This is a genomic window from Roseburia sp. AM23-20 (genome assembly GCF_003470905.1).
Lineage (GTDB): Bacteria > Bacillota > Clostridia > Lachnospirales > Lachnospiraceae > Roseburia > Roseburia rectibacter.
This window is the reverse complement of sequence record NZ_QRHS01000014.1, coordinates 63,531-82,127: the sequence shown is the minus strand read 5'-3', so window position 1 is coordinate 82,127 and position 18,597 is coordinate 63,531. Positions and strand designations below refer to the sequence as shown.

The window sequence follows — 18,597 nt, the reverse complement described above, 5'->3', positions numbered from 1 at the left end:
AAAAGAGAAGGAAAGGAGTAAGGGATGAATACAAAATATTATCTGGCTGTGGATATCGGTGCTTCAAGCGGACGGCATATGCTTTCGCACCTGGAGAACGGCAAAATTGTTTTGGAAGAGATATATCGTTTTCCAAATGGCATGATTGAAAAAAATGGTCACAAAGTATGGGATGTGGACCAGTTATTTCAAGAGGTTCTGACTGGGATGAAAAAATGTGCCATGGTAGGAAAAATCCCATATAGTATGGGTATTGATACATGGGCAGTCGATTTTGTTCTGCTGGATGAAAATGATGAACGTATCGGGGATGCAGTGGCGTACCGGGACAGACGGACGGAAGGTATGGACAGGAAAGTATATGAGTTTATACCGGAAGACGATTTATACGGAAGAACTGGAATACAGAAACAGATTTTCAATACGATCTATCAGCTGATGGCAGTCAAAGAGCAGCAGCCGGGGCAGCTTGAGTGGGCAAAAAGTATGTTAATGATACCGGATTATTTTCATTTTCTATTAACTGGGAAAAAGGTACAGGAATATACAAATGCGACAACGACCCAGCTTGTGAATCCTGTGACAAAAGATTGGGATATTGAATTGATAGATATGCTTGGATATCCTCGAAGAATTTTCCATAAAATTCAAAATCCGGGATATGAATTAGGCAGACTGACGGAAGATATTCAAAACAGGGTTGGATTTGATTGTAAAGTAGTTCTTCCGCCAACGCACGATACTGCTTCTGCGGTGATGGCAGTTCCAACGCAGGAGGAGCATGCACTTTATATCAGTTCCGGCACATGGTCACTGATGGGAACAGAGTTAAAAGAGGCAGATTGCAGCAAAGTCAGTATGCAGCATAACATGACAAATGAAGGCGGTTATGATTACAGATTCCGCTATCTGAAAAATATCATGGGATTATGGATGATACAGTCAGTGAAAAAAGAAAGCGCACCGGATATGGGATTTGGAGAAATTTGTGCACTTGCATCAAAAGAAACGATCAGATCCTTTGTAGATGTCAATGATGCGAGATTTCTTGCACCGGAAAATATGACAGCGGAAGTAAAATCGGCATGCGAAAAAGCAGGGGAACAGATTCCGCAGACAATTGGTGAATTAGCCGCGGTCATTTATCACAGCCTTGCAAAGTGTTATGCAAAAACGGCAGAGGAAATAGAAAAACTGACAGGTATTGATTATTCCAGAATACAGATTGTCGGCGGCGGGGCAAACGCACATTATTTAAATGAACTGACGGCAGAGTATGCAGGGAAAAACGTATATGCGGGGCCGACAGAGGCAACAGCAGTCGGAAACTTTGCTGCACAGATGATCGCGGCGGGAGAACTAAAAGACCTAAAGGCAGCAAGGGCATGTATTGCAGAGTCGTTTGAAATAAATATTTTTACAAGTAATCAGGATACAGAATAGAAAGGAAAAGTAAAATATGACAGGTTACGAAGCAGCAAAAGCAAAATATGCAGCATTAGGTGTGGATACAGATCAGGCAATTGAGATATTGAAAAAGGTTCCGGTATCACTGCACTGCTGGCAGCTTGATGATGTGATCGGGTTTGACAATGACGGAGGACTGACCGGAGGAATCCAGACAACCGGAAATTATATGGGACGTGCGAAGACACCGGAACAGCTCATGGTAGATATGGAAGAGGCAATGAAACTGATGCCTGGAACGGCAAAGCTGAATATCCATGCATCTTATGCGATTTTTGGAACGGGAGAATTTGCAGACCGCGATGCCTTAGAGCCAAAGCATTTTGCAAAATGGGTAGAATTTGCAAAGAAACACAACATGGGAATTGACTTCAATCCTACATTTTTCTCCCATGAAAAAGTAAAGGACGGATTGACCTTATCAAGCCCGGACGAGGAGACGAGAAAGTTCTGGATCAACCACGGAAAAGCATGTATCCGTATTTCGGAATATTTTGCGAAAGAGACCGGAATGCCGTGTGTGATGAACATCTGGACCGGTGATGGATTTAAGGATGTTCCGGCAGACCGTATGGGACCGCGTCTCCGCTATAAGGATTCGATCGAGCAGATCCTCTCAGAGCCGTATGATAAAAATCTTGTAAAACCGTGTGTGGAATCAAAAGTGTTTGGAATAGGTGTGGAGTCTTATACGGTAGGTTCTGCGGAGTTTACGCTGAGCTTTGCGGCACTGCACGATGGATGTATGCCGCTTATGGACAACGGACATTATCATCCGTTAGAGTATGTGTCCGATAAGATCCCGGCAATGCTCTGTTTTTACCCAGAATTTGCACTTCACATTACAAGGGGTGTGCGCTGGGATTCCGACCATGTGCTGATTTTGGATGATGAGACAAAAGAGATGGCAAAAGAGATCGTAAGAGATCACGCATTAGACCGTGTTTACATGGCATTAGATTACTTTGATGCAAGCATTAACCGTGTGTCAGCACTTGCAACCGGTTTCCGCAGCTGGCAGAAAGCACTTCTGATGGCTCTGTGCACACCGAATGAGATGTTAAAGGAACTTCAGGATACCAATCAGATGGGGAAACTCATGGTGATGAATGAGGCTGTGAAAATGCTCCCGATCGGAGAAGTCTGGGAAGAATACTGCCGTAGGGAAGGCGTGTGTGATGATCTTCATTTCTATGATGAGATTGAAAAATATGAGCGCGAAGTGTTAGTAAAGAGAGCATAGCTGAAAAAATAGCATATAGCAAATTAGACGGGGATTTGTGAATACCTGAAAATTACAGAGAAGAGGGAAACGAACATGAAATTTATAGATGCAGAATTTGTAAAAGGATTTATCCGTATGGCGAACGACGGATGGGAGCAGGGATGGCATGAGAGAAATGGCGGAAATCTGTCCTATCGTGTTAAACCGGAGGAAGTAGAATCCGTAAAAGAAAACTTTGAGGCAAAGAAGTGGCAGCCGATCGGGACATCCGTTCCAAATCTGGCGGGAGAATATTTTCTTGTGACCGGAAGCGGAAAATATTTCCGCAACGTCATCATTAAACCGGAAGATTCCATCTGTATGATCGAACTGGATGAAAAAGGCGAAAATTACCGCATCGTATGGGGACTGGTAAACGGAGGCAGACCGACATCAGAACTGCCAAGCCATCTGATGAATCTGGAAGTGAAGAAGATACAGAACCCGAAGTACCGTGTCGTATACCATGCGCACACCACGAACATCATTGCGCTGACGTTTGTTCTGCCGCTGGAAGATAAAGTGTTTACGAGAGAACTCTGGGAGATGGCAACCGAATGTCCGGTCGTATTCCCGGCAGGCATTGGCGTAGTTCCGTGGATGGTACCGGGCGGCAGGGAGATCGCAGTTGCAACCAGTGAACTGATGAAAAAATATGATCTTGCGGTCTGGGCACATCATGGTATGTTTGCGGCCGGGGAAGATTTTGACCTGACGTTTGGTCTGATGCACACCGCAGAAAAATCCGCGGAGATTCTGGTAAAAATGCTTTCCATGAGACCGGATAAGCTGCAGACCATCACACCGGATAATTTCCGTCATCTTGCGAAAGACTTTCATGTTACACTGCCAGAAGAATTTTTATATGAAAAATAAAAGCTAGTACGAGCGATATGCGGATGGTGTCATCCCATATCGCTTTTTAAATACTTTCACGAAGTAATTGCTGTCAGGATATCCTACATACATTGCAATTTCCGCAACAGAAAGCATGGAGGTCTTTAAGAGTTCGGCAGCTTTTTTTGTGCGTAAATCTGCTATATATGCGGTCAGGGTGATACCCATTTCTTTTTTAAACAGACGGGACAGGTGTTCTTCGCTTACATGATTTGTATCCGATAATTCGTGCAGGGAAATGTCCTGTGAATAGTTGATGGAGATGTAGTTTAGTACATTTCGGATAACGGGAGAGTATTGTGACATATGCTTTGTATCATGAACAGCCTGGGTCAGTCTGATCAGCATATCTTTTTGAATCTTATCCAGTTCAGATCCGGTTCTTGCGGAGGCAAATTTCTGGATACTTTCTTGTGCTATTTCATCTATTTTTACCACAGGGCAGCCACCGGCCTCAGCGGCTTTTCTGGCAAGAGTTCTAAGGATGGCAAAACCATTCCAGTCGGTAGAATATAGAGAACGCTGTGATTGGGAGGTGTTGGCATAGTAATTGCTTGCTATACTCTCAAAAGCCATACGGACACCGTCTATATCCCCATCTGATATTTTTCTGAGAAAATAATTCTCCGTTTCATATCTGTCTATGATTTGATAATAGGTATTATTGGATTCTAAAATCAGCTTATCTGTCTTGAGCTCCTCATGGAATCCGGTCAGCTTTCTGTAAGAAAATTCAGGTGTATTTGGGATAAAGGTACGCATGGCAGCAAGTACGGTACCGTGGATCATGGAATAGCTGAGCTGTGGAAACTGATCATAGTATAGCTTCAGTGGCAGCAGAATGCTTGCAGGTAGTTTGTGGGATGCTAATAATTCCTGCATTTCCAGTGATGAAAAAGTATTTTTTACATAGGGACCCAGCAGGTAACAGGTATTATCAAAACAAAATAGAATCAGATTTGTATTCAGATAGTCTGTAATCTCATAAAATACTTCTTTTTTTGCATTTTCCAGCAGATAATGCAGATATTCTGCGGTGTACATCGGCTGAAGCGTTTTTTCAAAGCAATTTTGCTGTTCAAATGAATCAAGAGAGGCATTATCATTTGCAATACTGCAGATTCTGATGCCCAGTATATTTGCTACAAATCCCATGAAAATTTTCTCATTCATTAGATATCCCCCGTCATGTATATGTTATCAGATACCGCTGCGGGCGGCAGACTGTGATTTTTATACAAATATCAAAATAATACTATTTATATCAAATTTACTCTAACTATATCATGGATCATATGTTAATGTAAATACAGATCAAAACATATTTAACAAAAAGATACCAGGGAGGTTTTTTTATGAGGAAGGAAAAGAAATTAACGCAAAGTGAAATTGACGGTGTGCAATACCGTCGTGCAAAATTATGGCAGATTATTTTGTACTCATGTAATGCAATGGTTGGAATGACGGTTTATTCTTTAATTGGTATGGCAAGCTATAGTGCAAGTGTTGGATATGGAATTTCAACAGCTGTCATAGGAATTATTCTGACATGTACACGTATTTTTGATGGTGTGACAGACCCTGTTTTAGCAATTATATATGACAAGGTGGACACGAAATTTGGAAGATTAAGGGTACTGCTTTTGGGAGGATTTGTTATTGAAGCAATTGCACTTCTTGCCATGTTTGATGTGTTCTCATCAAAGGGCCATGGAATCGTTGTGTTTACGTTGTTATATGTAATTTACGTTATTGGTTATACAATTACAAATATGACAGCGCAGACATTACCGGCAATTATGACAAATGATCCGAAACAGCGTCCTACAATCGGAGTATGGCAGACAGCATTTAACTATCTTGTTCCTATGATAATGACGGTTATACTTAACATGGTATTACTTCCGAAATTTGGAGGGACATATAATCAGGAGTTCTTGTCAGCTGCAGTGAGAGTAAGCATGATTGTGGCAGCAGCAGGCATTGTGCTTGTATGCATAGGAATTTCAGAATATGACAAGCCGGAATATTATCTGGGAATTAAGAAACAGGAGCCACTTAAAGTAAAGGATATGCTTGATGTATTAAAGGGAAATAAACCATTACAGGCATACATTGTCGCTCAGGCATCTGATAAAATTGCACAGCAGACAGCATCACAGGCAGTGATTACAACAATGCTTTTTGGTATTATTATTGGAAATATGAGTCTTGCCACAATGCTTTCTGTGATAAGCATGCTTCCTTCGATCGTATTTGCCGGCTTTGGAGCCAGATATGCAGGAAAATATGGCAGCAAAAATGCGATTGTGACATGGACAAAGATATGTATGGCAGTTGCAGTAATATCACTTGTATTCTTTATCGTAATTGATCCGGGCACAATCTCAACATTTGGATTTACAATGATAGCTTATGTCATACTCACTCTTGTGCTGAACGGAGCGAAAATGTGTGTTACCACAGCGGATGTATCATTTATGGCAGATATCATTGACTATGAGCTTGACAGAAGTGGAAGATATGTACCAGCCGTTGTTACAGGTACTTACAGTTTCATTGATAAACTGATCTCTTCCTTAGCAGCACTCATTGCAACCGGTGCCGTGGCGATTATCGGATATACAAATACTATGCCACAGCCGAACGAGCCGCTTACAACCCCTATTTTTGTGGTGACAATGATAATATACTTTGGGATGCCAATTCTTGGATGGATTGTGACACTTATAGCTATGAAAAACTGTAAACTTACAAAAGAGGAAATGGTTCAGGTACAAAAGGGGATAGAGGCAAAGAAGAATGAGATGAAAGAAAAAGTAATAAAGGAGTATGTGTAAGTATGAGAAAAATAAATTTATTTAATGATAATTATATATTTGAAAAGGAGGGAGTCACCGAAAAAGTGACTCTTCCGCATACCTGGAATGCAGCAGATGGACAGAGCGCATCCGATTATTACAGAGGAGAGTGCATTTACACAAAGAAATTTGCAAAACCGGAACTTAAGGATGGAGAGCAGTTATATCTTGAAATAACCGGAGCAAATTCATCATCAAAGGTAAGCCTGAATGGGAAGGAGCTTGCGTCACATGACGGAGGCTATTCTACATATCATGTAAATCTGACAGATGGACTTATGGATGAAAATGAGCTTGAAATCAAGGTGGATAATTCCCCAAATGACCACGTATATCCACAGAAAGCAGATTTTACATTTTATGGCGGCTTATACAGGGATGTGAGGCTTATCACTGTGCCAAAGAACCATTTTGACCTTGATTATTATGGTGGAAAAGGTTTTTATGTGACACCAGAAGTGAAAGAGGATGGCAGCGCAGAGGTCAGATTTGATGCATATGTATGTGGTGATGCAGATGAGATCAGTGTTTTGGTAAATGGAGATTCTGGTTCGCAGAGTGTAACACTTTATATCCCGGAAGATGACACACAGACAATTTATGATGAGGACGCACTTTGTGGAATCAGACATTATACAGGAACGCTTATCATTGATAATCCTCATCTGTGGAATGGATTAAAAGATCCATTTTTATATACAGCGGCAGCAGAACTTAAGAAAAACGGTGATATAATTGATGAAGTTACCACAAAATTTGGATGCCGGAACTATTACTTTGACCCTGAAAAAGGATTTTTCCTGAATGGAGAGAGCTATCCGCTCAGGGGAGTATCACGCCATCAAGACAGGATGGGCGTTGGAAATGCACTTACAAAAGAGATGCATGAGGAAGATATGGAGCTGATATTGTCAGTGGGAGCTAATTCAATCCGGCTTGCACATTATCAGCATGACCAGTATTTTTATGATCTGTGCGATGAAAAAGGAATTGTGGCATGGGCTGAGATACCGTATATCACAGTACATATGGATGGTGGAAGAGAAAACACGATCTCACAGATGAAAGAACTGATTGTCCAGAACTATAATCATGCGTCTATTATTTGCTGGGCTATCTCAAATGAAATATCTTTACAGGGGGTAACGGAGGATCTGTTAGAAAATCATAGAATATTAAACGATATGATTCACAGAATGGATCAGAGCCGCGTATCTGCAATGGCAAATCTGTTTATGCTTGAGACAGACAGTCCGCTTGTAAGTCTCCCGGATATCAGAGGCTATAATCTCTACTATGGATGGTATGTGGGGGAGATGGAAGACAATGATGCATTTTTTGACCAGTTCCACAAAGAACATCCGGATACAGTGATCGGACTGACAGAGTATGGTGCTGATTCGGTAATTAAATTGCAGTCACCAAAGCCGCAAAAAGGTGATTATACAGAAAGCTATATGGCAGTGTACCATGAGCATATGCTTGAGATGATTTCCCAAAGACCATACCTGTGGGGCACCTATGTATGGAATATGTTTGAATTTGCTGCTGCAGGACGAGATGAGGCGGGCGACCCTGGTAAAAATCACAAGGGACTTATCACCTTTGACAGAAAAGAGAAAAAGGATGCTTACTATATTTACAAGGCATGGTGGAGCGATGAACCGTTCGTTCATCTTTGCGGAAGAAGATATGCAGACCGTATAGAAACGGTCACAGAGATTAAGGTTTACTCTAACCAGAAAAGGATAGCCCTCTATGTGGATGGAAAACTCTTTGGGGAGCAGGAAGGTGAGCATATATTTAAATTTGAGGTTCCAATCTGTGGAGAGCATACGATAAAAGCTGTCTGTACAGATCATGAGGCATTAAGCGATGAAATGACGATCCAAAAGGTCAGTGAACCAAATCCGGCGTATTTTATGGATGCCACAAAGGTTTGTAACTGGTTTGAAGAACCACAGGAAGAGTCTGAAAAGGAAGAAGGCGGATATCTCTCGTTAAACAGCACGATGGCAGAGATTCAGGCTGTACCGGCGGGAGCGGCACTTCTTGCGCAGATGATGAAGCAGATGCAGGGTTCAGTGGCTGGAGGTATGGGTAAGAATGTAAAGATACCAGAGACAATGATGGCTCTGATTGCAAGACAGCCGTTAAAGAAACTTCTGGCACAGGGAGGAATCGATGCAGATGGAGAGCAGGCGAAGATGCTTGCAGCAGCACTTGGAAAGATTCCAAAGAAATAAGGTTCTTTAAATGGAAAATTATGGTAGTTAATTGAGAGAGAGCAGTGAAGTGAGGTCAGATGAAATGAGCAGATTTCCAGACAAATTTATGATTGGTGCGTCAACTGCGGCGCACCAGGTAGAGGGCAGCAATACAAACAGTGATTACTGGGCAATGGAGCACTTAAAGCATACGAACTTTAATGAGCCATCTTTAAACGCAGTTGACCATTATAACCGTTATGAGGAGGATATCCGTCTGATGGCAGAGGCTGGGCTGAATACTTATCGATTTTCCATAGAGTGGGCACGTATAGAGCCGGAAGAGGGAAAATTTGATGAAGCAGAAACAGAGCACTACAGAAAGGTGCTCAAATGCTGCAGAAATCATGGAATAGAACCGGTTGTTACCATGATGCATTTTACATCACCAGTATGGCTGATACAAAAAGGCGGATGGGAAAGTGAGTCAACCGTAAAGTATTTTGTAAGATACTGTGCATATGTGGCAGAAAAACTTGGAGACCTCATGCATTATGTCATCACAATCAATGAAGCAAATATGGGACTTCAGGTAGCTGCGATTGCAGAGCGTTATAAGCGTCAGATGATGGCGAAGCGCAGGAAAGGAAAAAAGAGTAAAAAAGATAAGAACATGGAAGGCACCGCTCAGGTTGGCATGAATTTTAATAAAATGCTGAAAAATATGTTCTGGCAGGGATTTGAAAACAAAAAAGTTTTTGGAACAAAAAAACCGCAGATCTTTGTCAGTGCAAGAACACCAGAAGGAGATATCCTTGTAATGCGTGCGCATCAGGCTGCAAGAGATGCGATGAAAAAGGTTCATCCAGAACTTTTGATAGGATTGTCATTGTCACTTCATGATATTCAGGCTGTTGATGGTGGAGATGCAGCTGCAAAGCATGAGTGGGAGGAGGAATTTACACATTATCTTCCCTATATAAAGGATGATGATTTTTTTGGACTTCAGAATTATACCAGAAGCCTTATTGGACCAGATGGAATATGTCCTGTGCCTGAGGGGGCAGAGATTACACAGATGGAGTATGAATTTTATCCACAGGCATTGGAACATGTGATCAGAAGAGTGCATGAGGAGTATACAAAAGCTGGGAAGAAAAATATGCCGATCATGGTCACAGAGAATGGCATAGCAACAGAGGACGATACCAGAAGGGTTGCATTTATTGATGAGGCAGCAAAGGGAGTGGAAGCATGTATTGCGGATCATATACCGGTGATAGGCTATTGCCACTGGTCGCTGCTGGACAATTTTGAGTGGCAAAAGGGCTTTTCAATGAAATTCGGACTGATAGCAGTAGACAGATCCACCATGAAGCGTATGCCGAAAAAGAGTCTCTATTTTCTGGGACAACTATAACTTGGAAAATATATGGAGTGAAAATAAATGAAGTATTATTGTAATCCGGTAAATATAAATTACAGATATCAGTTCAATGCGGATCAGAGGAAAAACGGAATTGCTGTCTGCCGCGAAGCAGCAGACCCATCCATGATAACGTTTAAAGGCAGATATTACATATTTGCATCCATGACTCTTGGTGTATGGGTTTCGGATGATCTGGTAAAATGGGAAAATCATAAACTGCCATCAGAACTTCCGTTGTATGATTATGCGCCGGATGTGCGTGTGATGGGGGAATATGTATATTTCTGTGCCTCAAAAAAAGGGGAAAAATGCGACAGGTACCGCACAAAAGATATCTTAAACGGACCATATGAGAAGATAGAGGGAACCTTTGATTTCTGGGATCCGAATCTGTTTGTGGATGATGATGGAAAGGTTTATTTTTACTGGGGCTGTTCAAATGAGACCCCTATGTGGGGAGTGGAGTTAGACCCACAGACCATGAATCCAAAGGGAGAGAAAAAAGAACTGATATATGCCGATCCTTATAAATATGGATATGAGCGGATTGGTGATGATAACGGTAAGCTGCCACGCTCAAAGGAAGAGGTGGACGCCTGTTTTGACAATTTCATGAAATCCCAGGGGACACCTGTGGAGCAGATCCCGCAAATGTATATCCCGATGATCAGGGGAATGTTCACAGATAAACCTTATATTGAGGGTGCCTGGATGGATAAGCATGAAGGCAGATATTATCTGCAGTATGCATTTGCCGGTACACAGTATAATACCTATGGAGATGGAGTATATGTCTCAGACAAGCCGTTAGGACCATTCACACCGGCAAAAAACAATCCATATTCCTATCATCCGGGTGGATTTATGCCAGGTGCCGGTCATGGTTCTACGATGGAGGATTATAAGGGGAATCTGTGGCATGCGGCTACAATGCGGATCAGCGTAAACCATGATTTTGAGAGAAGAGTCGGCATCTGGAAGGCTGCATATGATGAGGAAGGTGAGTTGTGCTGTAATCAGAGGTATGGGGACTGGCCGATTGGCGTGTCTGACGGGAAAGAACAGGATATATGGGAAAATCCACACTGGATGCTGTTATCATATAAGAAAGAAATGTCAGCATCATCATGTACGGATGGGCATGCACCACAGCTTGCAGCGAATGAAAATGCGCAAAACTGGTGGCAGGCTTCGTCATCCGACCGGAAAGAATGGCTGATGATGGATTTGGGAAAAGCTATGGATGTGCATGCGATCCAGATTAATTTTGCAGATGATGAAATAAATATTCCTGTTCCTGGTCAGATTAGAGGAACAACGCAGGCAAGATATATTGAGGAAGCAGATATTGCTACCCAGTACCTTTTAGAGGGTTCTGTGGATGGGGAAAATTTCTTTGTATTAGAAGATAAGACAAAAGCAGATACGGATTTAAGCCATGACTTTTTAGTATATGAGAACGGCATCGAGGTTCGCTACATAAGGTTGTCTGATATGAAAGTACCTTACGGTCAAAAGCCTTGTATCAGTGGACTCAGAGTGTTCGGTAAAGGTGCAGGCAGTTTGCCGGAACAGGCATCATACGAAGTCGAAAGAATCTCCGGAATAGACATGGAGATTGTGATTGATTCACAGGAGAAGGATGAAGCGGATGGGACGACAGGATACAATATTCTCTGGGGACTTAAACCAGATAAGCTGTATCACAGCTATCTCACATATGACACGAAAAAGAGAATAGGAGCTCTTGTTGACGGAGAATCTTACTATGTAAGAGTGGATACATTTAATGAAAATGGAATTACGGAAGGAAAAACTTCAGTTTGTAGAAAATTTGTAAGATAAGAAAAACAGGGAGAAAATTCATGGCGATCAAAGCAGTACAACAGATTATGCTTGGAACAGTGACAGGCAGTGAAGCAAAGGCAAAAGAGACACTGCAGGCGATGGTAAATGCCGGATATAATGGAATCGAACTAAACAGCTTTATGGTTAATCCTACCCCATTTATGGTGCGGATGCTCACGAAAGCTGCGGGCATGCCTACAGGAAAAGGAGGCAATCTTGACTGGGCAAAGCTGGTGAAGGAGGCAGGACTTTCTGTTGTCAGTCTGCATAAGGATTTAGGTGGTATAGAAAAAGAACTTGCCAAGACAGTGAGGGAAGCAGAAAAATACAATACCACCAATGTTGTTATTACAGGAATGTACCGCTTTGATTATCGCGATAAGACGCAGGTTACAGACCTGTGTAAAAGGCTCAATGAAGCTGGAAAAAAACTGAAAGCAGAGGGTATAAATCTCTTATATCACAATCATAATTACGAATTTCAAAAAGTGGATGGCAGACAGAATGCGTATGAATATATTATCTCAAATACAGATCCAGAATATGTAGGTTTTGAGTTTGACTCTTACTGGCCGACAGAGGCTGGTGTGTGCGCACTGGATGTTATGAAAATGCTGGGCAGCAGAATGAAGCTGTACCACATTAATGACAGAGGAACAAAGCTTACAAAGCCTGTAATGACACCGATTCTTAAGTCAGACAGCTGTGAACTTGGATATGGTAACATGAATCTTGAAGCCTTATGTGGGCAGGCGTTGTCGTCAGGAGTGGAGGCGGTCGTGCTGGAAAGTCACAAAAACTGGATAGATAAGTCGCCGATAAAATCATTTGAGGCATCTGCAAAATTTTTGAATGAACATATTGGAACTGTTTAAATATACATGAGGAAAAATTATGCGAGCAATTAATTTAAGAACAGAACATATGATAAATCCCATAGGAATTGATATAAAGGAGCCATATCTGTCATGGAATTGTGCAGATGGCAGGAGACAGACCGCATATGAGATCGTGGCTATGGATGAAAATTGTGTGGTTTGGGACAGTAGCCGGGTAAAGTCGGACAGTATGCATACGTATTGTCCGTTGGAGCTGAAAAGCAGACAGCGTATATCCTGGAAAATACGACTATGGGACGAAAGGGATGAAGCTGGTGAGTGGAGTGAGGAAGCCTTTTTTGAAATGGGGTTGTTAGATAAGTCTGACTGGATGGCAAAATGGATAAATCCAGAGTCTGAATGTAATCCGGAGGCACATAAGCCAGCCAGCTATCTGAGAACACATTTTCAATGTGATGCGGAAAGCCTGAATAAAAGTGCAAGATTGTATGTAACTGCCCATGGTTTATATGAAGTCTGGATCAACGGAAAAAGAGCAGGCGATTTTGTGCTTGCACCGGGCAGCTATAATTATGATAAGAGGCTTGCATACCAGACCTATGATGTGTCAGGACTTTTATGTGAGGGCAGAAATGAAGTAGAAGTGATCCTTGGTGATGGCTGGTACAGAAGTGTCTCCGGAGTAGACGGAGACAGGAATATTTACGGCACAGATATTGCACTGCTATTTCAGCTTGAGATAGATGGGGCGTCAGTATGCGTTTCGGATGAAACCTGGGAGGCTTCACAAAATGGCTCTATACGTGAAAATGACATGCAGCAGGGAGAGATTGTTGATGCAAGGCTGGCTGTGGTGTCAGGGTATCATGCGGTAAAGGTGGAGAAATTTTCTTTTGATCAGCTGATATGCTCTGATTGTGTTCCGGTATGTGAAATGGAGTATTTTAAGGGAAAGATTATAACGACGCCAAATGGAGAGACGGTTATAGATTTTGGACAGAATCTTGCAGGATATGTGGAGTTTACACTGAATGCCCATGAAGGAGATACAATTGTCCTGACACATGGAGAGACTTTAGACGAAAATGGTAATTTCACGCAGGAAAATTTTCAGGACAGAAAACGTCATAAAGAAGGTGGCACGAAACAGCAGGTTGTGTATACATGTGCAGAGGGAGAAAATCACTATAAGACAAAGTTCTCTATATGGGGGTTCAGATATGCAAAGGCTGATACAGTGATTGACCTCTCAGATGCATCATTTACTGCAATTGCAGTATATTCAAAGATGGATACACTGACAATTTTTGAGTGTGGAAATGACGATATTAACAGATTGGTGCAAAACAGTATCTGGAGCCAGAAATCCAACTTTTGTGATGTTCCTACCGATTGTCCTACAAGAGAACGGGCAGCCTGGACTGGGGATATGGGAGTATTTGCCCATACAGGACTGTATCTTATGGATGCCTATCCGGTAATGCGAAAATGGCTTGCAGAGTGCAGAACATCGCAGTTTGATGATGGAAAAATTGCAAATATTGCACCAAAGAATAACAAGTCATCTTTTTTCTCGGGGTTTCTTGCCGGTTCCGTAGGATGGGGGGACGCATGTATCATTGTTCCATATGAGATGTACAGGCGGTATGGTGATGCAAGGATTTTATCCGAAAATTATGAGATGATGAAGAAATGGTATGTATTTCTCGAAGAGCGTGCAAAAAAGCGTCCAGTGAACCCTGTAAAAAGATTTAAGAGAAATCCATACCGCAGATATACGATAGAAACAGGAGTTGATTATGGTGAGTGGTGTGAGCCTGATGTGGAAAGTACTTCCGCTATGCGCACACCACAGGGCAAAGTTGCCACAGCATTTTTTGCATACTCAGGGCGGATGTTAGCAGAGATCGCAGCGATTCTCGGAAAAGAAGATGACGCTGCTTATTACAGTAAAACCGCAGAGATGGCAAAGAAGGCATGGCGTTTTATAGCAACAGAGGATGGAAAGATCTCTTCAGACAGACAGGCTGATTATGTGAGGGCACTTGCGTTTGGACTTTTAGATGGGGATGAAGCAAGGCAGGCAGCAGCCGATCTGAATGAACTGGTAAAAAAATGTGGATATCATTTAAATACCGGATTTTTATCTACCCCGAATCTGACAAGGGTACTGTGTGATTACGGATATGAGGATACTGCATATAAGCTGTTGCTGCAGGATACAAGACCGGGCTGGCTTTATGAGGTGAAAAAAGGAGCTACAACGATCTGGGAAACATGGGATGGTATTAATGAAAAGGGCGAGGTAAAGGCATCGTTAAACCATTATTCTTATGGCGCAATATGTGGATGGATCCTGGATGCCGTATGCGGAATACAGGTTTCAGATGGAAAAATCAGAATCTGTCCGCATCCCGATAAAGTCCTTGGCTATGCGAAGGCTTCCTATCAGTCGCCATATGGCAGAATTGAAAGCGGCTGGAAATATGATGGGGACAAAGTCACATATGAGTTTGAAATCCCGTCAAATACGCATGCAGAGGTGATTTTACCCGATGGAAGAAGAGAAGTGTTAGATTCAGGAAGATATTCATTGTAAATGACAAAATAACGGAATGGGAGACTTGGTATCAGATATTTCTGATGCCAAGTTTTGCTTTACAGGAGAAATATATGGTGAAGGTATTAATTATTGAAGATGACAGCAGCGCAAGACTGGTGACAAAACTGCATTTGAGAAACGAATATCAGGTAGTAGAAGCATCGGATGGAATGGAGGCAATGGAACTGTTAAAGCATCAGTCAGTAGATCTGATCATTGCAGATGTTATGATGCCAAAAATGAATGGCTATGAATTTGTGGAGCAGTTTCGGATGATGGATAAGAACACACCGGTTCTTCTTTTAACAGCAAAAAAAGAATGGCAGGACAAAAAAATGGGATTTGCTATTGGAATTGATGATTATATGACGAAACCCGTGAACTATGAGGAATTACAGTGGCGGATCAGGGCATTGCTCCGGAGGGCAAAGATAAGCAATGAAAAACAGATTATTATTGGAGATGTGGTAATCAGTGAGGATTTCAACATGGTAGTCAGAGGGGAAGAGAAGATAACATTGCCGAAAAAGGAATTTGAATTACTGTTTAAACTGCTTTCATATCCAAATAAAATTTTTACGGTATCCCAGATTTTAGACAATATCTGGGGATATGATTCAAATTCAGATGAGACAACGGTAAGAACACATATCAACCGTCTGAGAAAGAAATTTGCAGACTGGAATGAATTTGAAATTGTTACGATTCGTGGATTGGGTTATAGAGGGAAACTGAATGAGTAACGGGGCAAAAAGAAACAAGAAAATAGGAACCATTCGCTGGGCAATCGTATTAGCTTTTATTGTTACTTTTTTTTCCGTTGTATCGTACCTGCTTACGATGGCAATCAGGTTTTATTATTACGGTCATGCAGGTGATAATGTGTTTGCCTGGAGTGTGGCAATTTATCAGATTATGGGATCTTTATGTGGAATCGTGATTGCGATAATTTCAGTTATGCTGTACCACAGGATGGAAAAACTTTTAAATGGAATGGAAGATGTGGCAAACGGAAAGTTAGATGTGGAGATTCCCATAGAAAATTCTGGTGAATATAAAGTCATATATGAGAATTTTAACCAGATGGTAAGAGAATTAAAAAATGCAGATGAGCAGCAGAAACAATTTATGAAGGATTTTTCGCATGAATTTAAGACACCGATTCACTCAATAAAGGGAATGGCAGAATATCTGCAGCATAATGAAATTACAAGAGAAGAGGAAAAAGAATATCTGAATGTAATGGTGGAGGAAGCTGGGAGACTGGCACAGTTATCGCAAAATACGCTGTTGTTATCAAAACTGGATCATATGGAAGTACTTCGGAAAAAAGAAGAGTTCCGGCTTGATTCTCAAATCCGTGACTGCGCGATATTACTGATGCCATCTTTTGAAGAAAAAAATATTCAGCTTGAAGCTGAGCTGCCAGAAATGAAATTCTATGGCAATGAGGAATTAATGAAAGAGGTCTGGGTAAATTTATTGGACAATGCCAGAAAATATTCATCAGAAGGAAACCTTGTCTTTGTAGAAGGAAAGGTAACACAGGATGATCTATGGATTACTGTGAGAGATGAGGGGCAGGGGATGGATGAGCAGACAAAGCAGCATTTGTTTGAACGTTATTATCAGGGGGATGCGTCCCACGAAACCAGTGGATTTGGTATGGGATTGCCAATAGTTAAACGCATTGTGGAGCTTAGCGGGGGAACCATATGGGTGGAAAGTACATTGGGAAAGGGAACCACTGTCACTATATTTTTAAAATTAATTTGAAAAAGTTTATACTGCGTTTATCTTCCTTTGTTAAGGTATGCAAAGAACAGGAAAAGAAGGAGGAATATCAGGATGGAGGATAGCAGAATATATTTATTGACAGGTGCGGCTGGTTTTCTTGGGAATAATATTGCCAGGCAGTTAGTTGAAAAAGGATGCCGGGTGCGAGGACTCGTGTTGCAGGGGGATAAGGCTGTCAAGCACATTCCGGAAGGAGTAGAAATCGTGTATGGTGACTTGACAGATAAGACTTCTTTGGAAAATTTTTTTGATGTGGAAAAGGAACAACTTGTTTGTATTCACTGTGCAAGTATTGTGTATTTAAAGGAAGAACCCAGTGAACTGGTATATCGGGTTAATGTTGAGGGAACCCAAAATATTATTGATTTTTGTTTGGAAAAAAACGTGGAAAAACTTGTATATGTAAGTTCGACAGGAACCGTGGCAGAGCTTCCGCACGGGGAATTTATGAGAGAACCGGAAAAATTTGACCTGGATAAAATAGTTGGATATTACGGAAAAACAAAAGCTATGGCAACACAGTTAGTATTTGATGCAGTAAAAGAAAAAGGATTAAAGGCGTGCGTAGTATATCCTACAGGTATATGTGGACCAAATGATTACGCTGGTGGACCGGTATCGACTTTTATTGAACAGTATTGTAATGGGGGAAATAAGGTAGGATTTCCGGGGTCATTCAATTCAGTAGATGTAAGAGATTTGGCTGCAGGAACAATTGCTGCGGTAGATAAGGGGAGAATTGGAGAAGGCTATATATTGGGCAATGATGTGGTTTGGATGAAAGATATGTTTGCTTATATCAGTCATGCAAGTGGTGTGAAAATGACGAAAATAATTCTTCCAATGCCATTAACAAGGATTATTGTAAAAGTAAGTGAGACAATTGGAAGACTAACAAACAAGGCCCCATTGATAACAGAATTAATGCTATACAACTTAGTACGAAATAATGCATATGATAGTAGCAAGGCAAAGAAAGAACTGGGGTATCAGACAAGACCATTTGCTGATACAATTTATGACGAAGTAGAATGGTTAAAAGAAGAACACAGGGTGTCGGCATAAATAGCATCAAAAGGAAGGATTTGAGTAAAGTGAATTTTTCAAGTGTAGAAGGAAAAGTAGCAATTGTAACAGGTGCAAGCAGAGGTATTGGGGAGTCAATTGCAGAAATTTTTGGTGAAAACGGAATGAAAGTAGTCTGTGCAGCCATTCCGGTAGATGGAGCATTGTCAGCAGGACATCAGAACTAAACTGTGAATTGTAACATTGTTTAAGACAGATATCCCTTGAAGAAAAGAGTCCGGTTTTTTATAATTGGAAAAGAGAATATAATTTTAAAACTGAACTGGGGGAATGAAAGATATGTTACCGCATATCAGTATT

General features: G+C 41.4%; 14 protein-coding genes. 13 read left to right on the top strand and 1 reads right to left on the bottom strand.

Annotated elements, in window-relative coordinates:
• Positions 1 to 24: 24 nt before the first annotated feature.
• The 3 genes from rhaB (at position 25) to rhaD (ending at position 3,607) form a co-directional block, all read left to right on the top strand.
• Positions 25 to 1,443 (top strand): rhamnulokinase, encoded by a 1,419-nt coding sequence (gene rhaB, locus DW650_RS11770; RefSeq protein ID WP_118210016.1) that lies wholly within the window; start codon positions 25 to 27, stop codon positions 1,441 to 1,443.
• Positions 1,444 to 1,459: 16 nt separating this feature from the next.
• Positions 1,460 to 2,710: an L-rhamnose isomerase gene (locus DW650_RS11765; RefSeq protein WP_118210015.1), complete on the top strand. Its 1,251-nt coding sequence runs from the start codon at positions 1,460 to 1,462 to the stop codon at positions 2,708 to 2,710.
• A 75-nt stretch (positions 2,711 to 2,785) separates the two neighbouring features.
• The gene (gene rhaD, locus DW650_RS11760) at positions 2,786 to 3,607 is read left to right on the top strand and encodes a rhamnulose-1-phosphate aldolase (RefSeq protein ID WP_118210014.1); all 822 of its coding nucleotides are present in this window, start codon (positions 2,786 to 2,788) and stop codon (positions 3,605 to 3,607) included.
• Positions 3,608 to 3,610: 3 nt separating this feature from the next.
• On the opposite strand, the gene DW650_RS11755 is transcribed toward rhaD, so the two are convergent.
• Positions 3,611 to 4,801, bottom strand: a complete 1,191-nt coding sequence (locus DW650_RS11755) for a helix-turn-helix transcriptional regulator (RefSeq protein ID WP_118210013.1) — start codon at positions 4,799 to 4,801, stop codon at positions 3,611 to 3,613.
• Between the two features lie 182 nt (positions 4,802 to 4,983).
• Here DW650_RS11755 and DW650_RS11750 point away from each other — a divergent pair, with 182 nt between their 5' ends.
• From DW650_RS11750 to DW650_RS11705, 10 genes are all read left to right on the top strand, one after another.
• Positions 4,984 to 6,468, top strand: a complete 1,485-nt coding sequence (locus tag DW650_RS11750; RefSeq protein ID WP_118210012.1) for an MFS transporter — start codon at positions 4,984 to 4,986, stop codon at positions 6,466 to 6,468.
• Positions 6,469 to 6,470: 2 nt separating this feature from the next.
• Positions 6,471 to 8,735 (top strand): glycoside hydrolase family 2 protein, encoded by a 2,265-nt coding sequence (locus DW650_RS11745; RefSeq protein ID WP_118210011.1) that lies wholly within the window; start codon positions 6,471 to 6,473, stop codon positions 8,733 to 8,735.
• A gap of 64 nt (positions 8,736 to 8,799) precedes the next feature.
• Positions 8,800 to 10,116, top strand: a complete 1,317-nt coding sequence (locus tag DW650_RS11740) for a glycoside hydrolase family 1 protein (protein ID WP_118210010.1) — start codon at positions 8,800 to 8,802, stop codon at positions 10,114 to 10,116.
• 27 nt (positions 10,117 to 10,143) lie between these two features.
• Entirely contained in the window at positions 10,144 to 11,970 is a 1,827-nt protein-coding gene (locus DW650_RS11735) for a family 43 glycosylhydrolase (RefSeq protein ID WP_118210009.1), read from the top strand.
• A gap of 20 nt (positions 11,971 to 11,990) precedes the next feature.
• Positions 11,991 to 12,848, top strand: a complete 858-nt coding sequence (locus DW650_RS11730) for a sugar phosphate isomerase/epimerase family protein (RefSeq protein WP_118210008.1) — start codon at positions 11,991 to 11,993, stop codon at positions 12,846 to 12,848.
• 19 nt (positions 12,849 to 12,867) lie between these two features.
• Positions 12,868 to 15,411, top strand: coding sequence for a family 78 glycoside hydrolase catalytic domain (locus DW650_RS11725; protein ID WP_118210007.1), 2,544 nt, complete (start codon positions 12,868 to 12,870; stop codon positions 15,409 to 15,411).
• A gap of 74 nt (positions 15,412 to 15,485) precedes the next feature.
• The gene (locus DW650_RS11720) at positions 15,486 to 16,157 is read left to right on the top strand and encodes a response regulator transcription factor (protein WP_118210006.1); all 672 of its coding nucleotides are present in this window, start codon (positions 15,486 to 15,488) and stop codon (positions 16,155 to 16,157) included.
• The gene (locus DW650_RS11715) at positions 16,150 to 17,190 is read left to right on the top strand and encodes a HAMP domain-containing sensor histidine kinase (RefSeq protein ID WP_118210005.1); all 1,041 of its coding nucleotides are present in this window, start codon (positions 16,150 to 16,152) and stop codon (positions 17,188 to 17,190) included. Before DW650_RS11720 ends, DW650_RS11715 begins: the two co-directional genes overlap by 8 nt.
• Before the next feature lie 72 nt (positions 17,191 to 17,262).
• A complete protein-coding gene (locus DW650_RS11710) occupies positions 17,263 to 18,276 on the top strand; it encodes an NAD-dependent epimerase/dehydratase family protein (protein ID WP_118210004.1) in 1,014 nt (337 codons plus the stop codon).
• Positions 18,277 to 18,305: 29 nt separating this feature from the next.
• A complete protein-coding gene (locus DW650_RS11705; protein ID WP_241071014.1) occupies positions 18,306 to 18,464 on the top strand; it encodes an SDR family NAD(P)-dependent oxidoreductase in 159 nt (52 codons plus the stop codon).
• Positions 18,465 to 18,597: the final 133 nt, after the last annotated feature.

Coding starts and splice junctions, on each gene's coding strand:
- rhaD (WP_118210014.1), top strand. CDS start 2,786: ATGAAATTTATAGATGCAGAATTTGTAAAAGGATTTATCCGTATGGCG.
- DW650_RS11725 (WP_118210007.1), top strand. CDS start 12,868: ATGCGAGCAATTAATTTAAGAACAGAACATATGATAAATCCCATAGGA.
- rhaB (WP_118210016.1), top strand. CDS start 25: ATGAATACAAAATATTATCTGGCTGTGGATATCGGTGCTTCAAGCGGA.
- DW650_RS11715 (WP_118210005.1), top strand. CDS start 16,150: ATGAGTAACGGGGCAAAAAGAAACAAGAAAATAGGAACCATTCGCTGG.
- DW650_RS11745 (WP_118210011.1), top strand. CDS start 6,471: ATGAGAAAAATAAATTTATTTAATGATAATTATATATTTGAAAAGGAG.
- DW650_RS11730 (WP_118210008.1), top strand. CDS start 11,991: ATGGCGATCAAAGCAGTACAACAGATTATGCTTGGAACAGTGACAGGC.
- DW650_RS11735 (WP_118210009.1), top strand. CDS start 10,144: ATGAAGTATTATTGTAATCCGGTAAATATAAATTACAGATATCAGTTC.
- DW650_RS11750 (WP_118210012.1), top strand. CDS start 4,984: ATGAGGAAGGAAAAGAAATTAACGCAAAGTGAAATTGACGGTGTGCAA.
- DW650_RS11710 (WP_118210004.1), top strand. CDS start 17,263: ATGGAGGATAGCAGAATATATTTATTGACAGGTGCGGCTGGTTTTCTT.
- DW650_RS11765 (WP_118210015.1), top strand. CDS start 1,460: ATGACAGGTTACGAAGCAGCAAAAGCAAAATATGCAGCATTAGGTGTG.
- DW650_RS11755 (WP_118210013.1), bottom strand. CDS start 4,801: ATGAATGAGAAAATTTTCATGGGATTTGTAGCAAATATACTGGGCATC.
- DW650_RS11720 (WP_118210006.1), top strand. CDS start 15,486: ATGGTGAAGGTATTAATTATTGAAGATGACAGCAGCGCAAGACTGGTG.
- DW650_RS11740 (WP_118210010.1), top strand. CDS start 8,800: ATGAGCAGATTTCCAGACAAATTTATGATTGGTGCGTCAACTGCGGCG.